The 23,448-nt window shown below is 41.7% G+C and carries 19 protein-coding genes and 4 pseudogenes; 8 read left to right on the top strand and 15 right to left on the bottom strand.

What is annotated here, in order from left to right:
* Positions 1-11 precede the first annotated feature (11 nt).
* From F0475_RS02850 to traM, 4 genes and pseudogenes are all read right to left on the bottom strand, one after another.
* On the bottom strand, positions 12-470 hold the full coding sequence (locus F0475_RS02850) for a DUF3872 domain-containing protein (protein ID WP_155715282.1): 459 nt from the start codon (positions 468-470) through the stop codon (positions 12-14).
* Between the two features lie 12 nt (positions 471-482).
* Positions 483-1,076, bottom strand: a complete 594-nt coding sequence (locus F0475_RS02845) for a conjugal transfer protein TraO (protein ID WP_155715281.1) — start codon at positions 1,074-1,076, stop codon at positions 483-485.
* Positions 1,070-2,020 (bottom strand): conjugative transposon protein TraN, encoded by a 951-nt coding sequence (traN, locus tag F0475_RS02840; RefSeq protein ID WP_155715280.1) that lies wholly within the window; start codon positions 2,018-2,020, stop codon positions 1,070-1,072. Before traN ends, F0475_RS02845 begins: the two co-directional genes overlap by 7 nt.
* Before the next feature lie 48 nt (positions 2,021-2,068).
* A pseudogene (gene traM, locus F0475_RS02835) lies at positions 2,069-3,064 on the bottom strand (conjugative transposon protein TraM); the annotation flags it as partial.
* Positions 3,065-3,181: 117 nt separating this feature from the next.
* Here traM and F0475_RS02830 point away from each other — a divergent pair.
* Positions 3,182-3,655 carry an HU family DNA-binding protein gene (locus F0475_RS02830; RefSeq protein WP_155715279.1) on the top strand — a complete coding sequence of 158 codons (474 nt, stop codon included), beginning with the start codon at positions 3,182-3,184 and terminating at the stop codon, positions 3,653-3,655.
* A 536-nt stretch (positions 3,656-4,191) separates the two neighbouring features.
* Positions 4,192-6,216, top strand: coding sequence for a phospholipase D-like domain-containing protein (locus F0475_RS02825; protein WP_155715278.1), 2,025 nt, complete (start codon positions 4,192-4,194; stop codon positions 6,214-6,216).
* Between the two features lie 12 nt (positions 6,217-6,228).
* Here F0475_RS02825 and F0475_RS12010 read toward each other — a convergent pair.
* The 6 genes and pseudogenes from F0475_RS12010 to F0475_RS02795 all read right to left on the bottom strand — a co-directional run.
* Positions 6,229-6,336, bottom strand: a pseudogene (locus F0475_RS12010) (DUF3875 domain-containing protein); the annotation flags it as partial.
* Positions 6,333-6,668: a DUF4133 domain-containing protein gene (locus F0475_RS02815; RefSeq protein WP_155715276.1), complete on the bottom strand. Its 336-nt coding sequence runs from the start codon at positions 6,666-6,668 to the stop codon at positions 6,333-6,335. The gene F0475_RS02815 and the pseudogene F0475_RS12010, both read right to left, overlap by 4 nt.
* 3 nt (positions 6,669-6,671) lie before the next feature.
* Entirely contained in the window at positions 6,672-6,971 is a 300-nt protein-coding gene (locus tag F0475_RS02810) for a DUF4134 domain-containing protein (protein ID WP_004342556.1), read from the bottom strand.
* 133 nt (positions 6,972-7,104) lie between these two features.
* Positions 7,105-7,875, bottom strand: a complete 771-nt coding sequence (locus tag F0475_RS02805) for a hypothetical protein (protein ID WP_155715275.1) — start codon at positions 7,873-7,875, stop codon at positions 7,105-7,107.
* Positions 7,872-8,399, bottom strand: a complete 528-nt coding sequence (locus F0475_RS02800; RefSeq protein WP_155715274.1) for a DUF3408 domain-containing protein — start codon at positions 8,397-8,399, stop codon at positions 7,872-7,874. The genes F0475_RS02805 and F0475_RS02800 overlap by 4 nt, the downstream gene beginning before the upstream one ends.
* On the bottom strand, positions 8,386-9,189 hold the full coding sequence (locus tag F0475_RS02795; protein WP_155715273.1) for a division plane positioning ATPase MipZ: 804 nt from the start codon (positions 9,187-9,189) through the stop codon (positions 8,386-8,388). Before F0475_RS02795 ends, F0475_RS02800 begins: the two co-directional genes overlap by 14 nt.
* A gap of 592 nt (positions 9,190-9,781) precedes the next feature.
* On the opposite strand from F0475_RS02795, the gene F0475_RS02790 reads away from it, so the two are divergent.
* From F0475_RS02790 to mobC, 3 genes are all read left to right on the top strand, one after another.
* Positions 9,782-10,195, top strand: coding sequence for a plasmid mobilization protein (locus tag F0475_RS02790; protein WP_018968344.1), 414 nt, complete (start codon positions 9,782-9,784; stop codon positions 10,193-10,195).
* Positions 10,192-11,472: a conjugal transfer protein MobB gene (gene mobB, locus F0475_RS02785; RefSeq protein WP_155715272.1), complete on the top strand. Its 1,281-nt coding sequence runs from the start codon at positions 10,192-10,194 to the stop codon at positions 11,470-11,472. Before F0475_RS02790 ends, mobB begins: the two co-directional genes overlap by 4 nt.
* Before the next feature lie 84 nt (positions 11,473-11,556).
* Positions 11,557-13,560: a conjugal transfer protein MobC gene (gene mobC / locus F0475_RS02780; protein ID WP_155715271.1), complete on the top strand. Its 2,004-nt coding sequence runs from the start codon at positions 11,557-11,559 to the stop codon at positions 13,558-13,560.
* 254 nt (positions 13,561-13,814) lie between these two features.
* Here mobC and F0475_RS02775 read toward each other — a convergent pair whose 3' ends face one another.
* From F0475_RS02775 to F0475_RS02760, 4 genes are all read right to left on the bottom strand, one after another.
* Positions 13,815-14,141, bottom strand: a complete 327-nt coding sequence (locus tag F0475_RS02775; protein WP_026292577.1) for an RteC domain-containing protein — start codon at positions 14,139-14,141, stop codon at positions 13,815-13,817.
* 83 nt (positions 14,142-14,224) lie between these two features.
* The gene (locus tag F0475_RS02770; RefSeq protein WP_115084315.1) at positions 14,225-15,205 is read right to left on the bottom strand and encodes a helix-turn-helix domain-containing protein; all 981 of its coding nucleotides are present in this window, start codon (positions 15,203-15,205) and stop codon (positions 14,225-14,227) included.
* A gap of 125 nt (positions 15,206-15,330) precedes the next feature.
* Positions 15,331-16,512, bottom strand: a complete 1,182-nt coding sequence (locus F0475_RS02765; RefSeq protein WP_021826135.1) for a hypothetical protein — start codon at positions 16,510-16,512, stop codon at positions 15,331-15,333.
* An 18-nt stretch (positions 16,513-16,530) separates the two neighbouring features.
* A complete protein-coding gene (locus F0475_RS02760) occupies positions 16,531-18,906 on the bottom strand; it encodes a TonB-dependent receptor (protein ID WP_107624681.1) in 2,376 nt (791 codons plus the stop codon).
* 199 nt (positions 18,907-19,105) lie between these two features.
* On the opposite strand from F0475_RS02760, the gene F0475_RS02755 reads away from it, so the two are divergent.
* The 3 genes and pseudogenes from F0475_RS02755 to F0475_RS11965 all read left to right on the top strand — a co-directional run.
* Positions 19,106-20,851, top strand: a complete 1,746-nt coding sequence (locus F0475_RS02755; RefSeq protein ID WP_155715270.1) for an ABC transporter ATP-binding protein — start codon at positions 19,106-19,108, stop codon at positions 20,849-20,851.
* 2 nt (positions 20,852-20,853) lie between these two features.
* On the top strand, positions 20,854-22,551 hold the full coding sequence (locus tag F0475_RS02750) for an ABC transporter ATP-binding protein (protein WP_155715344.1): 1,698 nt from the start codon (positions 20,854-20,856) through the stop codon (positions 22,549-22,551).
* 173 nt (positions 22,552-22,724) lie between these two features.
* Positions 22,725-23,030, top strand: a pseudogene (locus F0475_RS11965) (hypothetical protein); the annotation flags it as partial.
* Between the two features lie 50 nt (positions 23,031-23,080).
* Here F0475_RS11965 and F0475_RS12005 read toward each other — a convergent pair.
* Positions 23,081-23,215: pseudogene (locus tag F0475_RS12005) on the bottom strand (DUF4372 domain-containing protein); the annotation flags it as partial.
* Positions 23,216-23,448: the final 233 nt, after the last annotated feature.

Below are 23,448 nucleotides of genomic sequence, written 5' to 3'. Positions count from 1 at the left end.
CCATTACGCTTTTAGTGACGAGAAGATGCAGGCTTGTCCTTGCCCTCTTCCCGCTCGTTGTTAAAACTAAAGGTCAGCTGCTGAACCCTGCCGAAACTATCCTCCACATATACATCAATCGTCTGGCGGTCAGATGACAGAGAAGTGTAGTATAAGCGGAACACATCCTTCGTCAGCGGATAACGGTCGTTCGGCTTGAAGACAGTAGCATTGTCATTTCTTAGCAAGCCTTTGCCGTCAGACTGGAAATAACGTATCGTATAGCGAGTGTCAGCAAACTCACCGCCTCGCTTCAGCGTGCAGCGTATCTCAGCCGTCTGCCCCCTTATAATGTCCTTCTGAACCGGCATTGTCTCCACCGTAAACGGATAAGACTGCTGAACATCCAAATCCCTATCACAAGCAGATAGGCAAAACACGGCAAGGGTCAGCACACCCATTACCCATATCGTATTCAATATCTTTTTCATCTTTTCTTCTACTTAAAAGTTAAACCTTAATCCTGCAGAAACAGCCGGACGAAAACGATGCACGTCCGTTCCAAAGAGGAAACGTCCCTGCCCCTTTACAAGAAAGAGAACCCTGTCCGTTAGGAACACTTCCACCGAACCATGCACGGCACCGCCATAGACAAAGCGGGAACGGTCGAGCAGTGTTGCCCCATCAGGCAGCAGCCTTTTGTCCTTGTTCAGTTGCTCATAGCCACTCAAAGCGGATATGCCACCATAAAGAAACACATTCTTACCCCTGTCGGAGAGAACAGGGTGCATATAGCCCACTTGCAAGAGTGCATCTTTGAGTTTTACGTCATAACTTCTGTACGGCATATTCTGCTGTTCATACTCTGCCATAACAAAGGTATAGTTCTCACGACTCAAATAGCGGGTGAGTGATACTCCCATGCCGAAGTTATCACCTGCAAAGAGTTTCTCACCCTTGATAAGAGGAATACTACCCAGGACTTCAATCCCACGTTGCTTGGGTATCAGTCGCTGTGCCTGCGATGGCAGACTGAAAGTCATGGCCACCGCTGCACAAACCGATAAAATGATTTTTTTCTTCATAATGTCTACCATTTCAGTTTGAGGTTATCAATCTTCTTTGCCAGTTGCAGGTCTTCTGCCGTCACATAAAAAGTCAGTGTACGACCGCCATTTCTCTCATAGAGTGTCACTTCAAGCTGCTTGTCTTCTGCAAGAGAAAACTGCTCGAGTGCAAACACAGTGTGTTCACTGCCCATACCCCGCACCTGCATCACCTGATGATAGGCACGAACTGGCTGTAATAGCTGTTCTTGTATAGCGGTGCGCTTTGCCATCTTCTTATCCACCACCTTGAACGTGATGAAGTCCACCGAGTATGGCATATTCGTGCAGTTTTCCATACGAATGTGGAAATACAGCAAGCCGTTATGGGCATACAAGCCACGAAGCAGGAACTTCATACCAAACTGCTGTGCACCGATATGTTTGATGGTACGCTTGTCGTTCTGATAGATAGTCTGCATCATCAGTTTTACTAATACGGGAGACTCGTTGCCGAGTTCCTTAAAATAGATGTCGGCACGATTGCTTGGTAGCCTGCCTTCTGTCGTAGAAAGAAAGTCTTTCATCTCTATGCTGAGTTTCTCCGGCTCATCGGCATATTTTACGTTGAAAGCATAGAAAGAGCCGTCCTCACAGATGACACTCATATTGGTTTCCGTCTCAAAGTCCTTCACTGAAGCCTTTACACGTAGTACGTTCTCTGCATCCTCTGCCTTTCCTGCAATGATATTCTGTGAACCTAAGTCTACATAACGAATGGCAGAAGGGAAGATAAGATGCACGGTCTTGTCAAAGGTTACGTCCAAGCCGTATGGCAGGACGACACGCCCCGTTGGAATAGCACGGCTCATACCTTGAAAGAGCTCTCCCGAAGTAAGCGGACGGCTTGGTGTGAGACCATCATTGTTTTCCTGTGCTGTGGCTGTTGCTCCCACCATGGCAAGCATAGCCATTGATAAAATAATTTTCTTCATTGTTCCTTTTGATTTGATGTTATTTTTTACTTATCATTTTTGATTGTTTTATTTGGACTGAACCAAGAAAAGGCGGTAGCCACCCTTGAGCGTAACCTTGATAGTACGCAGTTTCTTCTGAAGCAGCTGACTTGCACCCTGCATCACCCCACGGGCAGCCTCGGAGATAATCTGGTCCTTGGCAGAGGAAGCGAAGGTAAAAGATGTTCCCATTGAACCACCGATGTTCGCCCCGACTTCCTTAAGCGCATTGATATCCTCCGAGCCTGGTATATACACACCCTCCTGTCCGTCCATGTCGTATGCCGAGAGCTTGACGGCTATGATATGCCCGTCTACCTCAATGCTTTTGATAAGCAGGTGCATACGGTTGCCTTCAATCTTGGCGACGGCTATGAGTCGGCTCTGCCGTGGAATGCGCAGCCCCTGTACCTTAGCAGTTTCCAGCAGACGGAGTACGACATTGTCACCTTCCTTAAGAACAGTAGTCCTGTCCACTACGACTTTCAGCGTATTGCGCATTGTAGGTACAGCCGTGCTTGCAAGCGAATGAAAGCCCATATTACGAGCCTTCTTGCCGTATTCCTCCATAAAGTACACATCGCTCATAGGCTGGTCAAGTGAAGAAACTATCTGCCTACGCTCCGGCAGAACTTCCATTGCAGGCTTTTCGTTCTGCATGGTCTTGCCCTTAGCGACATCAGAGCCACCTACAGTGTCTTCCGTCTTCTCCTTTCTTGCCGTCAGACCATTATTGAAGGTAGGTGGAGTTGATGCTTTAGGGAGATACTTCGCTGCCATTTGATAGCTCTTTTCCATCAAGGCAAGCTACCGTTTCTCTTCATTGTCCTCCCTGCTGTCTTTGGCAGAGAGTTCCTTTTTGAGGTTATCTATCTCCGAGCGCAAGGCTTCACGCTCCTGCTCGTGTGGGTCGGGAGCGTAAAAGGAGTTTAAGAGGCGATTGTTCTCCTCATAGCGATGCATAGAGTTTTCTATCTTTGCCGTAGAAGCTGCTGTCTCTGCACACTCCGCCTCCATAAAAGCAATTCTTCCAGAAAATATTTTTCAAGAAATGTTAGAAAATATTATTTGTCTTTTGCTGATTATGAAGAAAAATCATTACCTTTGTGCTCATTACTAACCTCCTTAAATTTATAGGATATGATAAAATATGTAATTCAAGCGAAGAAAAATCCGCTGAAGAAAAACGAGATTAAGTATTATCCGCAAATGGCACCAACCACACCGATGTCGCTTGCACAGATAGTAAAGCGTGTGGAAAAACGTTCAACCGTTTCAAGTGCCGACGTTAAAGCCGTTTTAGATGCTTTGCAATACGAGGTTATGGAGGCATTAGAAAATGGTAATACAGTTCGCCTTGGTGATTTAGGTTCGTTCCGCCTCACAATGAAATCGCAAGGTGCTCCGACAGCAGCTGAAGCTAAGAAGAAAGGCGCACAACTTATCAAGCAGGTTAATGTACAATTTACGAAGAGTACAACTATGCGCGATACCCTTGATGCCCGTCTTCTTGAATTTGCACCACAGGAGGACATCGTGAATGCTACAGATGGAAAGAAGCCTAAACCAGAAGAACATTCTGGTCCAGATATAGACGAAAATTTTCATCCTTAAGTAGCTAAAATCGTTGGTTTAGTAACCCATTTAGATGTGCAGAATATTTTACTTCTGCACATCTTTTTTATGGCATTTCATAGCTCAAAATCCACCTCTGTAACTATCTGATTATCAATACCTATTAGACAGCAAAAATTGTCCTATAAGAGAATTAAAATTGTCTTATAAGAGAATTTGAATTGTCCTATAAGACAATTTCAAGAGTCTTAGTATGGTGTTTAATCTATTTTATATATTTATTGACATATCCATGCACTATTATTTAAAATATACCATTTCATATAACTCTTAAATGAAATAATTAGATTTCAGATCTCTATGTCACGAAATATATACCTAAGAGAGCCAGTGTTGTCTAAAAGTATGCATCTTATTCTTATATAGGTAAATTTATGGCAGATAAATAATGAATTATCAAAACTAATAATTACTTTTGTAGTTATTACTTTTATTTTCTATTAGTTTACTTGCGAATTTACTATTACACTTTATTATAAGATGATTAGTGATTAATTTAATAAATATAAAAGACTATGCAGAGAAACGACAAAATCCTATGTAAACTGTTAAATTACATACCAAATGAGAGAACTTTTGAAGTAGAAGATATCGCATCTAAAATGCGAGGTTATGTTATTTTTTTAAACAACTACCAAGATATTTCTATTTTGAAAGAGGCTTATAATAAAAAGAGAAATATAGCATTATATTTCGATAAATATGAGTGTGGGAAGGCTTTATTTTCGTATAAGAAATTAGAATTTATAGAAGATAAACAAGTAGAAGTAAAAGCATTGTTCTCTGAATATGATAAAGATTTTAACTTGTCTCTTTTTGAGAACCTTTATAACTCTTTAGGTGAAGTTATTGATAGCGAAGAAAAATTTTTTTTAGCAAAATCACTTCTTTTAGTTAATAAAGAACTCAAGATAAAAAAGAGTCTGACAAAAGAGCTTTTTAAAATGTCTACATCTACCTTTCAGAAAAAATTTTGGAATGAAGGATTATTACCTTTTTTTTCAAATATAGGCATAAGAGAACTTTGGTCTGGGGCTGATGAGGAAAAACAAGCGACAATCCTTCAAAGGTTAGGCATAAGAATTCAACCAATAAGCATAACAAATGTAGAATGCTATTTTGATCAGATAGGTGAAGTTGTGGCTAAGAATATTATATCTGCAAAAAAGATTATAAAAATAGCAATGGCATGGTTTACGAATTTTAATATCTTTAAAATAATTAAGCATAAGCTTGAAAATGGTGTTGAAGTTGTACTTGTTACGAATAATGACCTTATTAACAATGGTGGTTATTGTTTAAATTTAAATGAACTTATTGAAAAAGGATTAAAAATATACCTATATGAGTATCCTGATATGCTTCATCACAAGTTTTGTATTATTGATGATGAAATAGTAATGACTGGTTCATATAACTGGACATTCTTTTCAGAAGCGGTAAATCGCGAAAATATGATTGTAATTAAAGATGACAAAAAAATAATCGAATCATTTACAAAAGAATTTCAGTATATCATTAGGGGACGTCAAATTATTAGTAAGATGCCAAGTGTTGTTCCTGAACGTCCAGAGTACGATAGAAGCTCTTTTAAGCAATACATTAGTGAGGAGCTTGTTATAAGAGCGAGGAAACGCATTGGGGACATTTACGAGAATATCAGTCGAGCAAAATCCTTATCCCCTTCATACATTACAGTTTCTAAAGCAATACAAGATTTGGACATTAATCTTAGCGATACTAGTATATCAACTCAAAGTTTAGATTTTGCAGCAGAGACAACTGCTATAGAAGAGAGAAGAAAACTTATAGATTCAAACATGCAAAAAATACAGAAGTTAGAGATTAAACAACAAACAATTCAGAAACAACAAAAAGATATCAATAAACGCCATCAAGAAGTCCAGGCATATGCTCAACAAATAGTTGAAAATAAAGATATTACAGAAGAAGAAAGAAAGAGAAAGCAAAAAGATATAAGTCAAAAAAAAGAATCTCTACAAAGAGAAGAAGAACTGTTGAAAAAAAGTTTGGATAAAGTTGAAGAAGAAACGATCAATCTAAATAGAGATGTTCAACAGTCCAAAGATGAGATTAGGACGATTCAAGAAACCTCTCAAGTGGAAACACAAGGTGGTAGAGGCTCGTTGAAAATTAATTTAAAGTGGAATACCATTGATGATTTAGACTTACATGTTTTTGATCCTGATGGCTACGAAATCTATTATAATAGCAGAAATCACGTGTGTAATGGCGTTAAAGGTCAGTTGGATATAGATGCAAATGCTTCTACCCCGTATTCTCGAACGCCACAAGAAAACATCTATTGGGAAGAAGGTAAGAATGCACCTATAGGGAGATACAAAGTTCAAGTAGTTTTGTACAGTAAACGTGATATCGTAGATAATATACCATTTACTATTACTGTATATCCAGATAAAGGGGAAACAAAAATATTTCCGGGGGAAATTAAAACTTTACAAACTCCTAAAACGATAATTGAGTTTGAATATTCAGAAAATGGAATTATATATTTATAGTTTGCTGTACATCTTGCTCACCATGCAGCCCTGCTCGACGGAGAGCAGCGGAAACTTCGATTCAAGGGTCGTTATCTTGCTTTTATTTTTTCGGTCAAAGACCTCAACAGTACGTCTCATTGCTTCGCTTTCTTTGGTTGAAGGTTACGAATAAGGTGGCAGACCGTACGGCGGTTCACAAGGTAGCGTGGGTGCAACCTTACCGCTCCTTTCTTCATCAGACCGTATTGCCCGTACTTTCTGTTCATGGTGAACGTTTGCCATACCACAAGGCTGGCACCCACTACACCTATGACAAGACAGGTAACTTGGCTGACTCCACAGAGATAGAGAATGACCACAAGAATAAAGACTGCCAGTAATCCTCCTGCAAAGAGGAAGAGATACTGCGCCTTCAAGCCTTTGAACTCTACCGTCCGGCCTACACCCTTGTTGATTTCAAATGCAGCCATCGCTTACAGGAAGAAACTTCTCAAGATAGTGGCTGCCACAATGAGGAAGATACACGCACCGAACCAAGAGGCTGCGGTCTTGCTCGTATCGGGGTCACCACTTGAGAACTTGTTGTACACTTTAATGCCTCCAATCAACCCCACTACCGCCCCTACGGCATAAATGAGCTTCGTGCCTGGATCGAAGTAGGAGGTTACCATTTTTGTAGCTTCATTGATACCGGCAATACCATTGCCTTGTGCGTATGCTCCTATGGTGGCAGTCATCAGCAGGAGCATCATCAGTGTAATTTTTTTGTTCATTTGTATGTTATAATTTTAAGTGTGATAAAATTGCTTGTTCTTAAAAGGAAGGGGAAAGAGAGGCACATTTTCATGTGGAAACCTTGTAGCTGTTAATGAGCCGTTTTCTTTTCCCGCTTCCATCGTTGATTGTTTACAGATAATATGAAAGAGGCTTGTCATCGTCATTATCGGATGAAATGTCAGAAGCGCTTGAATCTGCCGGTATTGAGTTTTGAGAAAACAACATTGCTTGTTGCTCGCTTTGTTCTTCCGCTTTACGGATTTTCTCCAATAGCGAAGTTTGCTCACCCTGCATCTTGGCGATGTTCTCCTTGTACTTATCCAATAGATCTGAGTCTTGAAGCTGCCGAATGGTCTCTTTGACATCTTTCTCATCAGCCTCCTCACAGTTCTTTGCCCATTTTTGCAGGCGGACTAAGTCACGTGCGAGGACGGACTGCCCTGACGTCTCGGTTTCGTCCGATGTGGACTCAATGGGCAGAATTAATTCCTCACGGGCGACCTCATCCTCATCAACTCGCTCCATCTCGAAATCAACGTCCATCTCGTTGTCCTCTTCCTTCATGTCCTCTTTCTTTTCGGAGTTCTGAGGTGCAAAATTATTACTATTCTGCTCTGAATTTTCAGATGAAGAAGCAGAGGGAACTTGTGGGATAATAGGGGAAATGGAACGGCTTTTGCCAATCAGTACAAACTCGGCTTGATCTTCTTTTCCTACTCCTTTTTGTCCGTCTTTTTCCTTCGTCGCTTCATTCTCCTTAGTCTGCTCATTGCCCTTTTTATTTTTCTTGATAAGGATGCCATACGGAGATACATACCGCATATAGAAGTACAGGATACCCAGCATTATCCAAATGATGATGAGTATCAGTATAAAACTGAAAAGTATTGTTTCCATCATAGTGTTATTGTTGTCTTGCGTCTTTGTTTTGCTGCCGCACTGTTGAGCAATTCCAAATGTTCACGCAGGTGTTCCCTAAGAATGTTGTCTATATATGCGGCTATGGAAACACGCTCCCCCAAGTCCTGCAACACGTTGCGCAGGTTCTGCAGCGTTTCCAGATTAATGGAGAAGGCTGTCCGCATTTGGGAGCGGACGGGATGAAAGTACAGGGAACGGTAGTCCTCTATGGAAAGGGAGGACACGCCGGGCTTTTCCATTCTCGGCTTCCTTTCCCGTTTCTGTTCCGTGTTCCCCGTTTCCTCTCTTTCTATTTCATCTACCGGTTTTTCTTTTGCTGTTTTCGTTCCTTTCGTCTCTTCTAAATTATTGTCTTCCTCCCCTGATGTTGCAGGGGAGGACTCAGTATTCTCGGAAGGGTCGAAGGAGTTTGGTATCGTGACAGGTTTTACCACGACATTGTCCTCTGCCATTTTCTTCAGCTTGTTTTCCAGCTGTTGCTTTCTTTCCTCAATCGTTGCCATTTTCTGTTTTCGTTTTTAGTTTGAGACGTTGAATTATCTCATTGACGAGTTCGTCCAGCCCTGTACCCATTCGTAATCCCCTTGCAGGAGGCTGATAGGTAGAGCGGAACACTCCGCGCAGTCCGTATGTGGAAAGTTCGTGAGAGAAGCGGTGCGTGGCATATACATAGCCGGGCAGGATCGTGAGTTCGTATTCGTCGATGAGCTTTGTATATTCATCGATGATGATGTTCCTTACTCTTCTGTCCACCTTGTTCCAGAACAGGATAATGTCCTTTATCCGAGAGTCGGACATCGAAACTCCAATCTCCGTGATAGTCTTGGCGTATGCCAGACATGAAACCAGCGACTGAATGTCGGCTTCAATCGGAGAAAGGATATAGTCCATCTGAAGGGACAGTTCCATCAGTTCGGTTGTTCCGGCATGTCCCGGGAAATCAAATATAACCAACTGGTACTTCTCGTTGCTGATTCCGTCGATTTTACTTCGTGCAGTCCTGACGGCTTCCTTGGGTGCAGACTTGTAAATTCTGTATGCTTTTTTGCCAAGGTGATGAAAGTACTCTTGCATGGATTTGGAAAGCTCTTCGCTCTCCTGAACGATACTTTTCTCACGTTCCCTCAGTTTGTAGAAAGAGTCTTGCGACAGGTCGCAGTCCATCACGAAGAGGTTGATGCCTTGCTCGTAGTACAATATGCTGCTTACGATTTCGGCAAGAGTACTTTTTCCCACTCCTCCCTTTTGGGAAGAGAAGCCCAGAAAAAGGGGGCGTTGTTCTTTGTTCTCCATAATGATAATTTCTTAGTTCATATTATTTGTCTATTTGATGTTTGGATATTCTCTCATTATTAAGAGTCATCAGCAGACAGTTTGCTCTGACTGCGTATGGTTCGGGCGATAGTCCAAAAGGACGATTTCAAGTTCTTACAATTTGTTGTATTGACAATAGTTTGTCATGACAATAAATTGTTATGAATATGTATTGTTCCTTCTTGTCATCTTTGGTGCAAGCAGCCGGTAATATGATATATCTTTTGCTTGTGTTATCATACCATTGTTCGCTCGTTCTGATTGCAAAATAAATGATATTTCTGCTGATTTTATTACAGCGATGAAATGCAGGGAAATAGGAGGAAAAAGAGTGAATATCGCTGATAATGAGATATTTGAAAATCTGCCGTAACTTTGCAGGCGAGAATAATACATGGAGGTAACGTCCCGAAGCAGACACCCCCAAAAGGGTGGATACTTCAATCGTATCAACTCTTAATATTGGCAAGGTGTGTCTTTGTAACACAAACCGCTGTTTGTACCACAAAGACCCTTGCCCCGAAGGGGGGAGTAAATTACTCCAAAGTCGTAATTAGAAGCCAAAACGAATATGAAAAAGGAAACGGAACACGGTTCAGAACAAAAGACGGCAGAAAAGCCACGTTGGGACAACTGGCATGTACGGTTGCCCAACCCCAAAGACCAGCAACGAGCGATAGATTTGTTTCAGCGTTCGGGGGCAAAAACAAAGTCGGATTTCGTACGCGCTCGCATTCTTGGAGAGAGTTTCAAGGTGATTACGGTGGATAAATCCGCAGTGGAATATTACCGGAAGCTCTCAGAATTGACGGCACAAATCCATAAGATTGGCGTGCTGTATAACCAAACCGTGCGTGCCATCAACAGTTATCACAGCGTGAAGACGGCACAAATCCTACTTGAAAGGTTGGAGAAATTGTCTGCTCAAATCATTGTCTTGCAGGAGCAGGCTATCAGTCTTACCATAGATTACCGCAAAAAATGATAGCGAAGATTTCTGCAACGGAAAACCTTGGAGGGGCTATCGGCTACAACTTCAAAAAGGTGGAGAAAGGGGAAGCAAGCATTCTCCTTGCCCAAGGCTTGTTTCAAAACAAAGAGGGAACTTATACGATGGCTGAAGTATTTGCCGATATGCAAGCAGTTATTCCAGAGAAATGTCGAACAAAAAAGATGGTATTTCATTGCTCCCTCAATCCGCATCCAGATGAGAAGCTCTCCAATGAAACGCTTACGCAGATTGCCAAAGAATATATGAAGGCACTCGGCTATGGCATGCAGCCCTATATTGTGTTCAAGCACAACGACATCGCCCGTGAGCATATCCACATCGTATCGCTTCGGATAAACGGTGAGGGAAAGAAAATCAACGACAAGTTTGAAAAGCGAAGGAGCAAGCAGATTACCGATGCCTTGGAGAGGAAATTTGGTCTCATTCCAAGTTCAAAAGTTATTGACAAGGCGATGAAAGAAACGCCCAAAATTGATACCACCAGAGGAAATATCAAGGAGCAAGTGGCAAGTACCCTTCGCATGGTGCTGAAACATTATAAGTTCTGCTCATTAGGAGAGCTGAATGCCATTCTTTCCCGATACCATCTTGCAGTAGAAGAAGTGAAGACAGAGTTTCGGGGAAAGAAGTATGACGGACTGGTTTATGTTCCAACTGATGAAAAGGGCAACAAGGCAGGCACCCCCATCCACGCCTCAGACATCGGTCGTGGTGTGGGCTATACTGCCGTACAGAACAGGATGCAGAAGTCGAAACAAAACGTCAAACCACTGATACCAACCGTCAGGAACAAAGTGTTACAAACTATGCGTACCTCTCCCAATACGGAGAAAGAACTTCGGCAAAGATTGGAGGAACAAGGCTTGCGTGTGGTAATCCGAAAGAACGAAAGCGGTCGTATCTATGGCATTACCTTTATTGACGATGAGCAGGGTGTTGCACTCAATGGCTCCCGATTGGGTAAGGGATATGCCGCTAACGTATTCAATGGCTATTTCTCCAATCCAACACGTAATCCATTCTTAGATGAAACGCTGTATGGCAATCTGTCTGCCCGTTTGGATCAATCTGCAACCGTTCACCCTTCGCAGCTAAATACGGAGGAAAGCGACAACCTTGTCGATGAACTTATCGAGGATATGGCAGATGGTTCTTTCCTGTCTACGGGCAACGATGATTGGAAGGAGGCGGCGTGGCAGCGTAAACTCCGCAGGCAAAACAAAGTCAATCTCAGGCGGAGGAAAAGATAGGTAAGGTATTTTAAACTATGTTTGAATAACATTCAAATGCAATTCAAATAACGATAATACAACAAATATAAAAACAATATAATTATGGCACAAGAAGATGATTTAAGAGCATTGGGTAAGGTCATGGACTTTATGCGGGGTATATCAGTGATATTTCTCCTTATCAACTGTTATTGGTTCTGCTACGAAGCGTTCCATACATGGGGCTTTACGCTCGGTATTGTGGATAAGATTCTGATAAATTTCCAGCGAACGACGGGATTATTTTCGTCTATCCTCTGGACAAAACTCTTTTGCGTGGTTTTTCTTGCTCTCTCATGTTTGGGAACAAAGGGCGTGAAGGAAGAGAAAATCACGTGGCCGAAGATTTGGTCGGTGCTTTTCTCTGGCTTTGTATTCTTCTTTCTCAACTGGTGGCTGTTGGTATTGCCCATCGGCAAGATCGGGGTAGCTTCCCTCTATATATTTACGCTGTCCGTTGGCTATATCTGTCTGCTGATGGGAGGTGTATGGATGAGCCGCTTGCTTAAGAACAACCTGATGGACGATGTGTTTAATACGGAGAACGAGAGTTTTATGCAGGAAACGCGGTTGATGGAAAATGAATACTCTGTCAATCTTCCTACACGCTTCTACTATAAGAAGAAGTGGAACAATGGTTGGATAAACGTAGTCAATCCATTTCGTGCCTCAATGGTGCTCGGTACACCGGGTTCTGGTAAGTCATACGCTATCGTGAACAACTACATCAAGCAGCAGATAGAGAAAGGCTTTGCCATGTATATCTACGACTATAAATTTCCCGACCTTTCAGAGATAGCTTACAATCACCTACTTAATCACTTGGATGCCTACAAGATGAAGCCACAGTTCTATGTAATCAACTTTGACGATCCGAGGAAATCGCATCGGTGCAATCCCATCAATCCTGCCTTTATGACGGATATATCGGACGCTTACGAAAGTGCCTACACCATCATGCTCAACTTGAACCGCTCGTGGATACAGAAGCAGGGAGATTTCTTTGTGGAGTCGCCGATTATCCTATTGGCAGCTATTATATGGTTTCTGAAAATCTATGAGAACGGAAAGTATTGCACCTTCCCTCATGCCGTCGAATTTCTCAACCGTCCCTACGCACAGATATTTCCTATACTCACTTCCTACGATGAACTTGCCAACTACCTTTCTCCTTTTATGGACGCATGGGAGGGTGGAGCTCAGGACCAGTTACAGGGACAGATTGCCAGTGCCAAGATACCGCTATCACGCATGATTTCACCTGCTCTTTATTGGGTGATGACAGGCGATGATTTCTCACTTGACATCAATAACCCTAATGAGCCGAAAGTCCTTGTTGTGGGTAACAATCCTGATCGACAGAATATTTATTCGGCTGCACTTGGTTTGTATAACAGTCGTATTGTGAAGCTCATCAACAAGAAGAAGCAACTCAAATCCTCAGTGATTATCGACGAGTTGCCGACAATCTACTTTCGTGGGCTTGACAACCTCATAGCTACTGCACGAAGCAATAAAGTTGCCGTATGTTTGGGCTTTCAGGACTTCTCACAACTTACCCGTGATTATGGAGACAAGGAGAGCAAGGTAATACAGAACACTGTAGGTAACGTATTCTCTGGACAAGTGGTAGGAGAAACAGCCAAGACCCTTTCTGAGCGGTTTGGAAAGGTGCTCCAGCAACGCCAATCCATGACCATCAACCGCAATGACAAGTCCACCTCTATCTCCACACAGATGGATAGTCTAATCCCTGCTAGCAAGATTTCTAACCTCACACAAGGAATGTTTGTGGGTGCTGTTTCCGACAACTTCGACGAACGCATCGACCAAAAGATTTTCCATGCAGAGATAGTAGTTGATAGTGCAAAGGTTTCTGCTGAGATGAAAGCCTATCAGCCCATACCTGTGATAGTAGACTTTACAAATAAAGATGGCTCCGATAATCTCAAAGAGACCATCGAAGCTAACTATCGCAAAATCAAGGAAGAAATTCTCTCGTTAGTTGATTTAGAGATTATGCGTATTAAGAATGATCCGAAGCTTGCTCATTTAATCAAAATGTAATCCTTTCATCTATACATCATTAATTATGGATTTGATTATTCCCAATAAGAATCAAAGGTATGATCTCTGTAAATCTCACAACGATTTCGTTCAAAATTGAGTATATTAATATTATAGCCTATTTTCTCATAATGCATTAAATACGGAAACAAGTGCTTCCAACCTCAGAGGATATAGCCAAAAAGTTGGAAGTGCTTATCAAAGAATGAATGAAGGGAGATATTCCAGAGTCGGAATATCTCCCTTTTGATTTACTACTTCTTGAACTTGCCGCCTTTCAGGTCGCTCCCCACCATCCGCTTATTGATTTTTTCACGGAGTTCGTCAAAAAAATAAGTGCGACTGTCATCTTTGCGATGCTTTATATTCATATATACGTTGTAGCAGTTCTTTATCTCCACTCCGAAGATTTCAGAGAGTGTGTGTGCCAATTCCTCCATACCAATTTCTCCATTACTGATACAATTGCAGGTGTCGAGAGCATACAAGAGTTCGACTAAATAATAAACAGAAATACCAGAAGACAATGATAAAATTGTTACTCTGGCAAAAAAATGAAACTTAAATGTCGTTATTTTCATTGCCTGATGTTTTTGCAGGCTAAGTTCGAAAGATTGTTTAGGGCAAAATAACCCTCAAAATGCAAGTAATATTTGTGTAAAACTTATAATGAATCAAGATATTGCTTAGGTTTCATCCTGTGATATTTGCAGAAAGCCTCTGTGAAATGACTGAGGTTAGTATATCCAACTTTATAGCCTACTTCTGACACCGAGTAGAGGCGAGTGGAAAGCAGTCGTTTTGCCCATTCCATCTTTTCGGATAGGGCATATTCTGCGATGGCTTTTCCAATAACCTGCTTGAAGCACTTTTGTAATTTGGAACTGCTCATATTGGCTTCACGCGCCAATTCGGGAATACTCGGTACATTACTGAGACTTTGAAGAATCTGGCGACGAACACGGAATATTGATTCAACATCATTCAAGTTTAGGTTGGCAAGAGATTTTACTTCCGAACGTTTTTCGAGCTTTTCAAGGAACATTGTCAGTAATTCCATAGTTTTTCCATGCAAATGAAGCGTTGAAAAAGGATTGTCGATTTCAGTTATAGACTTAATGTTATCCAAGACCTGTTGCATTGCAGGTGTAATGGTCTCAAACAAATAAAAAGCCTTGTCCGATTGGAGAAGCCGACCGATATAGGTTTCATGTGCTGCATCAATCTTTTCAATCCAATCCTTATTGAAAGTCAGTGTAATATTTTCGTATCGTTTCTTTGGAGGAAAACTCCACTCAGTCGGGATGCTACTTGAAGGCATGAAAATGCCATCGAGCGTGTCCACTCCGACCGTTTTTGTACTTGTTCCAATTATCTGCTCGTGTTTATGCTCATTGATATAGAACATGACAGGAATCCATTTCGAGTTTTCCACCGAGCGACGTATCATAGTTATCGGCTCGTATGCTACGAAACTGATATAAGTCAATGTTAGCCATGGCAGAGGATAATATTGTTTGAAGAATCCACTACCAATAGAAGAAGGAATGGTAAATCCATCGTTTATTACTGATGTGCCAAATTGTTCGGCAACCATCTCCATCCAATCTTCAGGCTTATTGATTGCACAAAATTCTATGGTCATTTTATCATGTCTTTTTGCAAAGTTACAAACAAATACGGATAAAAACTTGATTTATCGCAAGTTTTTATCCGTATTACTCTCAAAAAAGAATCAATAGCTCCATGAGAAATGTTTTTAATGAGAGTTTACTCAAATGCGACTAAACTTGAAGGAACTCCTATGGCAGTAACAATTGGTTTTTGCGAGCATTCGCCTGTCTTGGTATTGTAGGTGTAATACCCCGTACCATTGTTACATATCATTCCAAAGACGATGAAGTCCTTGTAGCGAGTTATAGCAAAAGAGCCATTGCTGTCGGTCATTGGCAAATCAAGTTTTTCGATGGTTTTGTTCCAAATGTCGATTTTCACAGGTTGGAAGTCTTTCTTGAGTATTCCAAATTCTGTATCCGTTACTTTCACGCAACTATACACAATACCATTACCTGCATAGAAAGACTTAATCATATACTGCCCTGTTTTGCCTATTCCTTTTATGGTTGTCTTCGATAGGTTGAACAGATAATCGCTATCCCATTTGTCGCTTCCTTTGCGGATACGCAGGAAACCTTCCTTATCGGCAACATTGAAGTTGTTGCCCGCACTGTAAAAGTAGATGTCACCTCGCTCGTCTATGAATGCGTCAGAATGGCGGAACAATCCTACAACACTTGTGCGGTTATCTTTGATAACTTCAGTCTTTTTCGTCTTGAGGTCAATGATAGCTACCTCTGCTCCAGTACCCGGTACGGAGGTATGAGGCGAATTGAGCTGATTGAGGGCAACATACATCTTTCCATCACGGATGACATTACAGCCGGGATCAGGATTGTTGTCTTGAACCGCATAAGATGAGAGGTCAATTTCATCTTCCTTTTGCAATGTTGAAGTATTGATTAACGCAATTTTTCCACGTCCATGCAAAGCAACGTATGCCCGCTGTTCATCAACGAAGTTAATTTCTCCGGGTTGAGCCATCTGTTCAAATGTCATAGTACCTGCTTTTATCAGTTCTCCATGGGCACCTCTTGTAAACTTATGTATCTTATCCCCGAATTTCCCTTCGGGTACAAGCACTGTATTACCCTTAGCAAAGAGGTAGCAACCGAACCCGAATTCAAATGCTTTCTTATTGTCGGTCGCTTGAGGAGTCAAATCACTGAATGTCCCTACATAAGCACTTTTGTCCACATAATGCACAAAGGTGAAATGTTGCTGCACCTCTTGAGGAGTAGGCGTAGGTTCATCATTTTTGTTACAAGATGTCAGCCCTATGAAGCCGACCAGCATAGCAGAAAAAGCTATACGATTGAAAATTGTTGTATTCATCTTTTTATATTTATTAAATTAGAAAATTCCTTTTGAGAAGACATATCTGAATTTGAGGTGAAGTGTCCGTCCTGCCAATGGTTGGCGGAATTGGTCCCAAACTTCTTTGTTCATTATATTATGGCATTCCAAGGCTACGGAATATTTGCTTTTGTAGGTCAACAATAGCCCTATGTCATTGACGAAACTGCGGGGAATACGTCGTTTCTGTAATTCGGTAAGTTCCCAGAAGTAGAAGAACTCCTCAGTAAATTTGCCGTCCCAGAAAGCCTTGACATACCAATTCTTGAATAATCGGTTGCTGTGATACTCCGCCCCGAAGTTGGCGAACAAATAGGGAATGTTCGGTAGTCGCAATCCTTTTGTCGGATTGGGGGCTTGGGTACCGGGTAAATAGTTCAAGACATCACGCACATCCTGATAAGTTAGATTTCCGTAGGCATAGACCGTTGGCGATATGTCCAATTTTATTTCGGTTTCTATACCTTTAATATGTACCTTTTCTGCGTTTACATATCCGGCTGCCATGTGTTGTTTCATCAGTTTTATCATATCGCTTACCTGCATATAAAAGCTGTTCACTTCAAATTGCAATCGCGATAAGCCGAGGACATCATTTTTGTCTATTAAGAACCCCAGATTGAAGTTGTGGCTTTTCTCTGGTCTCAATCCGGCTGCAGGAAAGGTGATGATACCATCACCGAATAGTTCTTGTGAATTGGGAAGGCGTATTGCCCGCTGGTAAGATGCTTTCAAGTGAAAACCTCTGAAGGGCTCGTATTTTATAGCCTCTATCCAGCCTATTTGTGAGGTCGTATTGTTCTTTTTCTTCGGAGCCTCAATCATCTCGTATGAAGTCAAATCTTCTATCTCGGAATGGAGGTGGAAATACTTTGCGGAGAGCATATTCGTCAGTTTCTTATCAAAGAGTTTTGACTCCCAAGTCAACCCCGAAATGAAACTGGTCTTTTTACTGGGAAATCCTCCGATAACAAAACCTGCATGCTGACTTGCAATGTTGTCGCTCGGTTGTCTTCTGGCGTAGTTAATAAGTGTGTTCAGATTCAAACTGTGATTGGCGGACAATTTGTAATCAAAATTGATACGTTCATTGATTTCCAATCCTTTGTCATTCGAGTTGTGAGGAACATCCCCTGTTTCTCCCTGCCCATTCGGACTCGGATATATGTTTCCTTCGAAATCGTGATTAACTCGTGCCGTATCCACAAAATTGTTTGTTGTATGTGAAAGGGAGAAATGGGACTCAAAGTTAAGGCGGTCGTTCAGCATTCCGCTTTTTATCAATTTGTTTTCCAACATAAACATTCCTGATTTGTTTTCGGCATGTTGTATGTTTTTTAAGATACCTTGGATTTCATTGAAACGATTGTAATACCCGAACTCGGTACTAATCTCATCGAGCCAAAGTTTCGTGAAAGCAATTTTTCCCTTCAACATATACGAACGAAAACGGTCGTGGTCACGTCTTACTAACAGATTTTCTCTCTCGGGAACTCTGAAAGAGTAGTCATTCTTTGCAGATGTATAATAACCTCCCGCACCGAGTAGAATGCCACTCTTTGGAAAATTCTTGCGAGAGAAGACACTTCCTTTGTGTGTTTGGTAAGATCCGAATTCATACGAGGCATCTAAATAATCCGTACTAAACTCTTTAGTAACGATATTGACGGCTCCCCCCAATCCATCACATCCGAAACGGGCGGGTATGATACTCTTATAGACTTCTATTCTTTCTATAATGTCTATCGGAATTTCATCAAGAGAAAAAGCCCCGTCAGAAGTACTCATTGGTATTCCGTCCCATAAGATTTGAATGCGGTTTCCTTCCAATCCATGAACAATAATTCTCGAACTGCTTCCCAAACCGCCAGTCTGCCCAACTTTCAAACCTATGGTTTTATTCAAAACGGTTTCTAACGAAATAGATCTGCCTTGAAGTTCTTTTGCATTTATTACAGAAACTGCTTCAGGTGACTCTCTGAGTATTTGTGCTCTTGTTTTTCCTACTACGACTACATCTGCCAGCTCTGTTGATTCCGGGAGTAGTCTTATGGTATAACGCATCCCATTTGCAGTAATCGTATCGGTAATGGTCTGATAACCGACATAACTTACCATAAGCATAAGTTTTTGATTACTTGATGCATTTAATTTTGCAATACCTTTCCTGTTTGTAGTCGTACCATTCGTGTACGTTGGAGCATTCAAACCTTTCCATTGTACGGCGGCAAATTCTATACTGTTCCCATTTTCTGAATCAATAACTTTTATTTCTGTTGGTTGCAGTTGTGCAAACATAGGAAAAGACCACAACGAAAGAAAGCCGACAATAAGCATTCTTTTGTATAAATGGACTATTGAGCTGATTGACATATCATATTTGTTTGTGAGATTCTGTGCAAAGGTACTTACCTTCCGAGCAAATAAATAACCCTATTATACACGCTTATACCCCTGTTGTGTTTATATGCGAGCAAATTGTTGTTTTGGGGCAGTGTAATGCTTATCGGGGTTATTTTATCCCTGTTTGTTGCCGTACTTTTGCAGCAGAAAAGATCAAAACGACACATATATGGATAAACAAAAAGTCAGACCCCTTGATGAGGAACGGGAGAGCCGTAGCCTGCTCTCCAATGCTGTGGTTATATTGCACCTTATTTTAGGCACACTCCCTATACTGCTTGTAGTGTGGGCTGTGGACAAGTTGATAAATGGCACGCTCCCTCCCATAATAGTTTGGGGTATTGGAGGAATAATGATACTATTCGCAATGCTTCGAGGCGTATTCTATGGAACCTCGATTTGGCGTGCACACCGGTCGGCTTACAATGCCCTTACACGATTGAGGTTGCGTATCATAAGTCATCTGCAACGCTTGCCGCTCGGTTTCTTTCAAGAACGGAAAGTTGGCGACTTGGTGAATATTATTAACCACGATGTGGAACAAATTGAAATTTATTTAGCACATGGATTACCCGAAATCCTTTCGGCTACGCTTTTTCCTGCCTTACTCTGGGTAATCATTATGGTGTTAGACTGGCGTTTGGGGCTGTCGCTCATTTCTCTTTTGCCTGTGGCATTTCTTCTGCAAATGGCTGTCAAAACACTTTGGGGAAAGAGCTTTCAACGCTTTATGGAAAGTACGCAAAAAATGTCGGAAGACCTTTTGGAATATGTGGCTACCATACCGGTAATCAAGGCTTTCAGTAACGAGGAAAACAGAACAGAACGGGTACTTGGTGGTATGCGCGACTACATCCGTTGGGTAAAGCGGAGCATGTTTAGCGTTACCGTTCCCATGACATTGATAACGATGTTCTTGGAAGGTGGTATCGTGGTAATGACTCTTATTGGACTATGGATGATGAGTTCGGGCGAATTAACTGTAGCTCGTTTTATCCTTGCCTTGATATTGGGCGGATTGTTCTCGTCCTCCTTTGCTAAGTTGGCTACATTCCAACATTTCCGAATCATCTATGGTCAGTCGTTGGCAAAAGTACAGTCCATTACAGAGGTACAGACAAAGGAAACAGCGGACAAGAAAACAGATACGACACAGACGGATGTTTGTTTCGAGCATGTTACATTCTCCTATCCAAACAAGAAAGACAATGCGCTGAAAGATGTATGTCTTCAATTTCCGAGAGGAAGCCATACTGCTATCGTCGGCGAGTCAGGGTCGGGAAAAACCACGCTGGCAAGTTTGATGATGGGGTTCTGGCACCCCCAAACAGGTACTATCCGATTGGGAGGAGAGAATATTATGGAATTCTCCGAACGTAATATCGCTGATTATTTTTCGATGGTACAGCAGGAGGTTTTTCTCTTTAACACAAGTATTCGGGACAATATCCGTATTGGAAGACCTACCGCCACACAAAAGGAAGTGGAAATGGCAGCAGAGCGTGCTCGTATTCATGATTTTATCATGGGCTTGCCGAATGGTTATGATACGCTGGCAGGCGAAGCCGGCATAAAATTCTCTGGCGGAGAAAAACAGCGTATTTCCATTGCTCGAATGTTGCTCAAAGACTCTCCAATAGTTATTCTTGATGAAGCCACAGCTGCATTGGACGGAGAGAATGAGAAACTAATCCAAGAAGCTCTTGATGAATTGCAGCGCAACAAGACTGTCATTACCATTGCTCACCGTCTCAATACTATTCAGGATATGGAGCGTATTGTTGTAATGGACAAAGGGCAGGTCGTGTCGAAGGGAACACACCGTGAACTGATGAAAGACTGTTCTCTATACCGCAATATGACGGAAACGCAAGAACAAGTAAGTAAATGGCAATTAAAAGAAGAGGAGCAATAAGAATGGTACGTAATATACTGAATGAATTGACCGCTCGCGGAGTGCGGCATCTAATTATCTCCGCACTGTTTTTCGTGGTTTATGCCCTTTGTGGCACGGCGATAATGCTCACAGTCTTGTTTCTCATCGACCGTCATATACATGGAGAAAGCATCTCTTTCATTTTGGCAGCATGGGTACTCGGTAGTCTGCTGGTCTTGAAAACCATATCCAATGCCATTGCCGATATGAGTAAGCATTTTGCCGGATTTGATCTTGTGGAACGTATCCGCGAGAAAATCATACTGAAACTGAAAATGTTCTCACTCGGCTTCTATACTAATGAGCGTCTGGGAGAGATAAGTACAATCATTCACAAAGACGTTGATAATATGGAAATGGTAGTAGGACATCTATGGACACGGATGTCCGCCGACTTCATTGTAGCTCTAATACTCGGTATTGGACTATATTGTGTGGACTGGCGCATGGGATTGACAATGGTAGCCATTCTTCCTATTGCCCTGTTTTCTCTGTATCGGGGCATTCGCTCGGGAATGAAAGCACAGGAAGAGTCTCAGGACAATCTGGCGGATATGGTCAGCCTCTTTGTAGAATACGTCAAGGGCATTCCGGTTTTGAAAGTGTTTGGAGGAAAAGGAATGTTCCGTGACAGACTTGACCACTCTGTTAGTGAATTTGGAGAAAGCAGTAAGAATACTTCTCGTTTGGCAGCTGTGAGTGTGGGCAGATACACTTTCCTGATAGAATTGGCTTTCGCTCTGATGGCTACAATCGGTCTTTGGTGGACACAGCAGGGGGAACTTTCTCTTTTCGCTTATTTAATGTTTATCATCGTCTCAAAAGAATTCTACAAACCTTTTGTCAATATGGAGAGTCATTGGCTGAATTACATCAAGGTAAAAGATAGTTACGGACGCATTTCCCATTTATTGAATGCTCCTGTTATCACCAATCCTGAACAGCCGAAAACAGCAACCCATTTCAATCTTTCCTTTGACAAAGTGGATTTCCATTATGAGAAGGAAGGTTTTGAGATGAAAAATCTCACGTTCCATGTTCCCGAAGGAACGGTTACGGCACTTGTCGGATCGTCAGGTTCTGGTAAAACAACCATTACCAGCCTGTTACTCCGTTTCTGGGAACCGCAGACCGGCAGTATCCGTATCGGTGGTATAGACATTCGAGAAATGGACTATGATTATCTGCTCGGTAAAATCAGTGTAGTGATGCAAAATGTTATTCTCTTTTCAGATACCATTGCCAATAATATCAAAGTGGGCAATCAACATGCTACGCAGGAAGAAATCGAAGAAGCAGCACGTAGAGCGATGATACACGACTTTATCATCAGCCTGCCGGAAGGTTATGAAACAAAAATCGGAGAAAACGGTTTGGGACTCTCCGGAGGGCAGAAACAAAGGCTTTCAATCGCCCGTGCTTTCTTGAAAGACGCTCCCATCATTCTTTTGGACGAGATAACGAGCAATGTTGACCCTGTCAATGAATATAAGATACAACAGGCAATGTCTGCCCTTATCCGAAATCGCACAGTCTTGGTCATTGCCCATCATTTGCAAACCATCCGTAATGCTAATCAGATTATTGTGATGGACAAAGGACGACTTGTAGAGAATGGGACGCATGCAGAACTTGCAGCAAAAAACGGAATGTACTGCAAATTGCTGTCTATGCAATAACCTAATCAATGAAAAATATGGAGGTATGGAGTTTGATCCATACCTCTCTTTTTGCCACTTTCATCCATATTAACGCCACAAGTACGCAGTTATTTCCAACTGCTAACATGCACAGTTTCTTTGATTTACCTTTGCCCATACACCGCTATTGGTGTCATTAAATACATTGTAAGATGGACGAAAAAATCAAAGATCAAGAAGCCCTTTTGATGAAAGACTCCAAGTACGAGAATCTCAAAGCCCTCTCAGGGACAGATGAGAAAGGCGGACTGAAGACAGTATCGCCCACCGCCGAACATGAACAGAGTTTCCTGAAGATCGACAAGCACAGCAATGCTTTGGAGAACCTCCTCTCCAACTTCATACGGTAGTTCAAGCCCCCCACACAATTCCACTTCTTCAAAGTCCTCTTCGAGGGTGTTGTTGCCAGTGCACGAGTGCTCACCGAGATGCTCAAAGCACCGGATGCTCCCTCCAATACAATTGGAACTATTCTAAGCAAACCCTTATCCCGAACTAGCGTAAATATGAGGGTAAGCAACTGATTCCAGCAACTAAAGAACTTCACATACTTATCAGTTCCGTATTTACGTACAAGATAATTGAAGCAGTTTCTGTCAAGAAATGAGACTAACTGAGCGAAAACGTATTTGTCTTTATACATATGCAGAATCTGATGATCCCCTGCAAAGGTACAAATTCAAATCCGTTGATTCAGAAAAATTTTGCAACTAGCTAAATTCAACTATTTCAAAGAACAATTACTGAGTTTAAGTGGACAGCAGTGATAATGCTTAAATTCTTATAAGATGACACCTTGTTTTTATATTTTCTGTCTTTATCTTAGTATGTCCTGATTTTTCCTTCATGACTCGTTTGGAAGATTTTTCACTATAA

Source organism: Prevotella vespertina, from assembly GCF_009728485.1.
Lineage (GTDB): Bacteria > Bacteroidota > Bacteroidia > Bacteroidales > Bacteroidaceae > Prevotella > Prevotella vespertina.
This window is presented reverse-complemented; position numbering and strand designations above follow the sequence as displayed.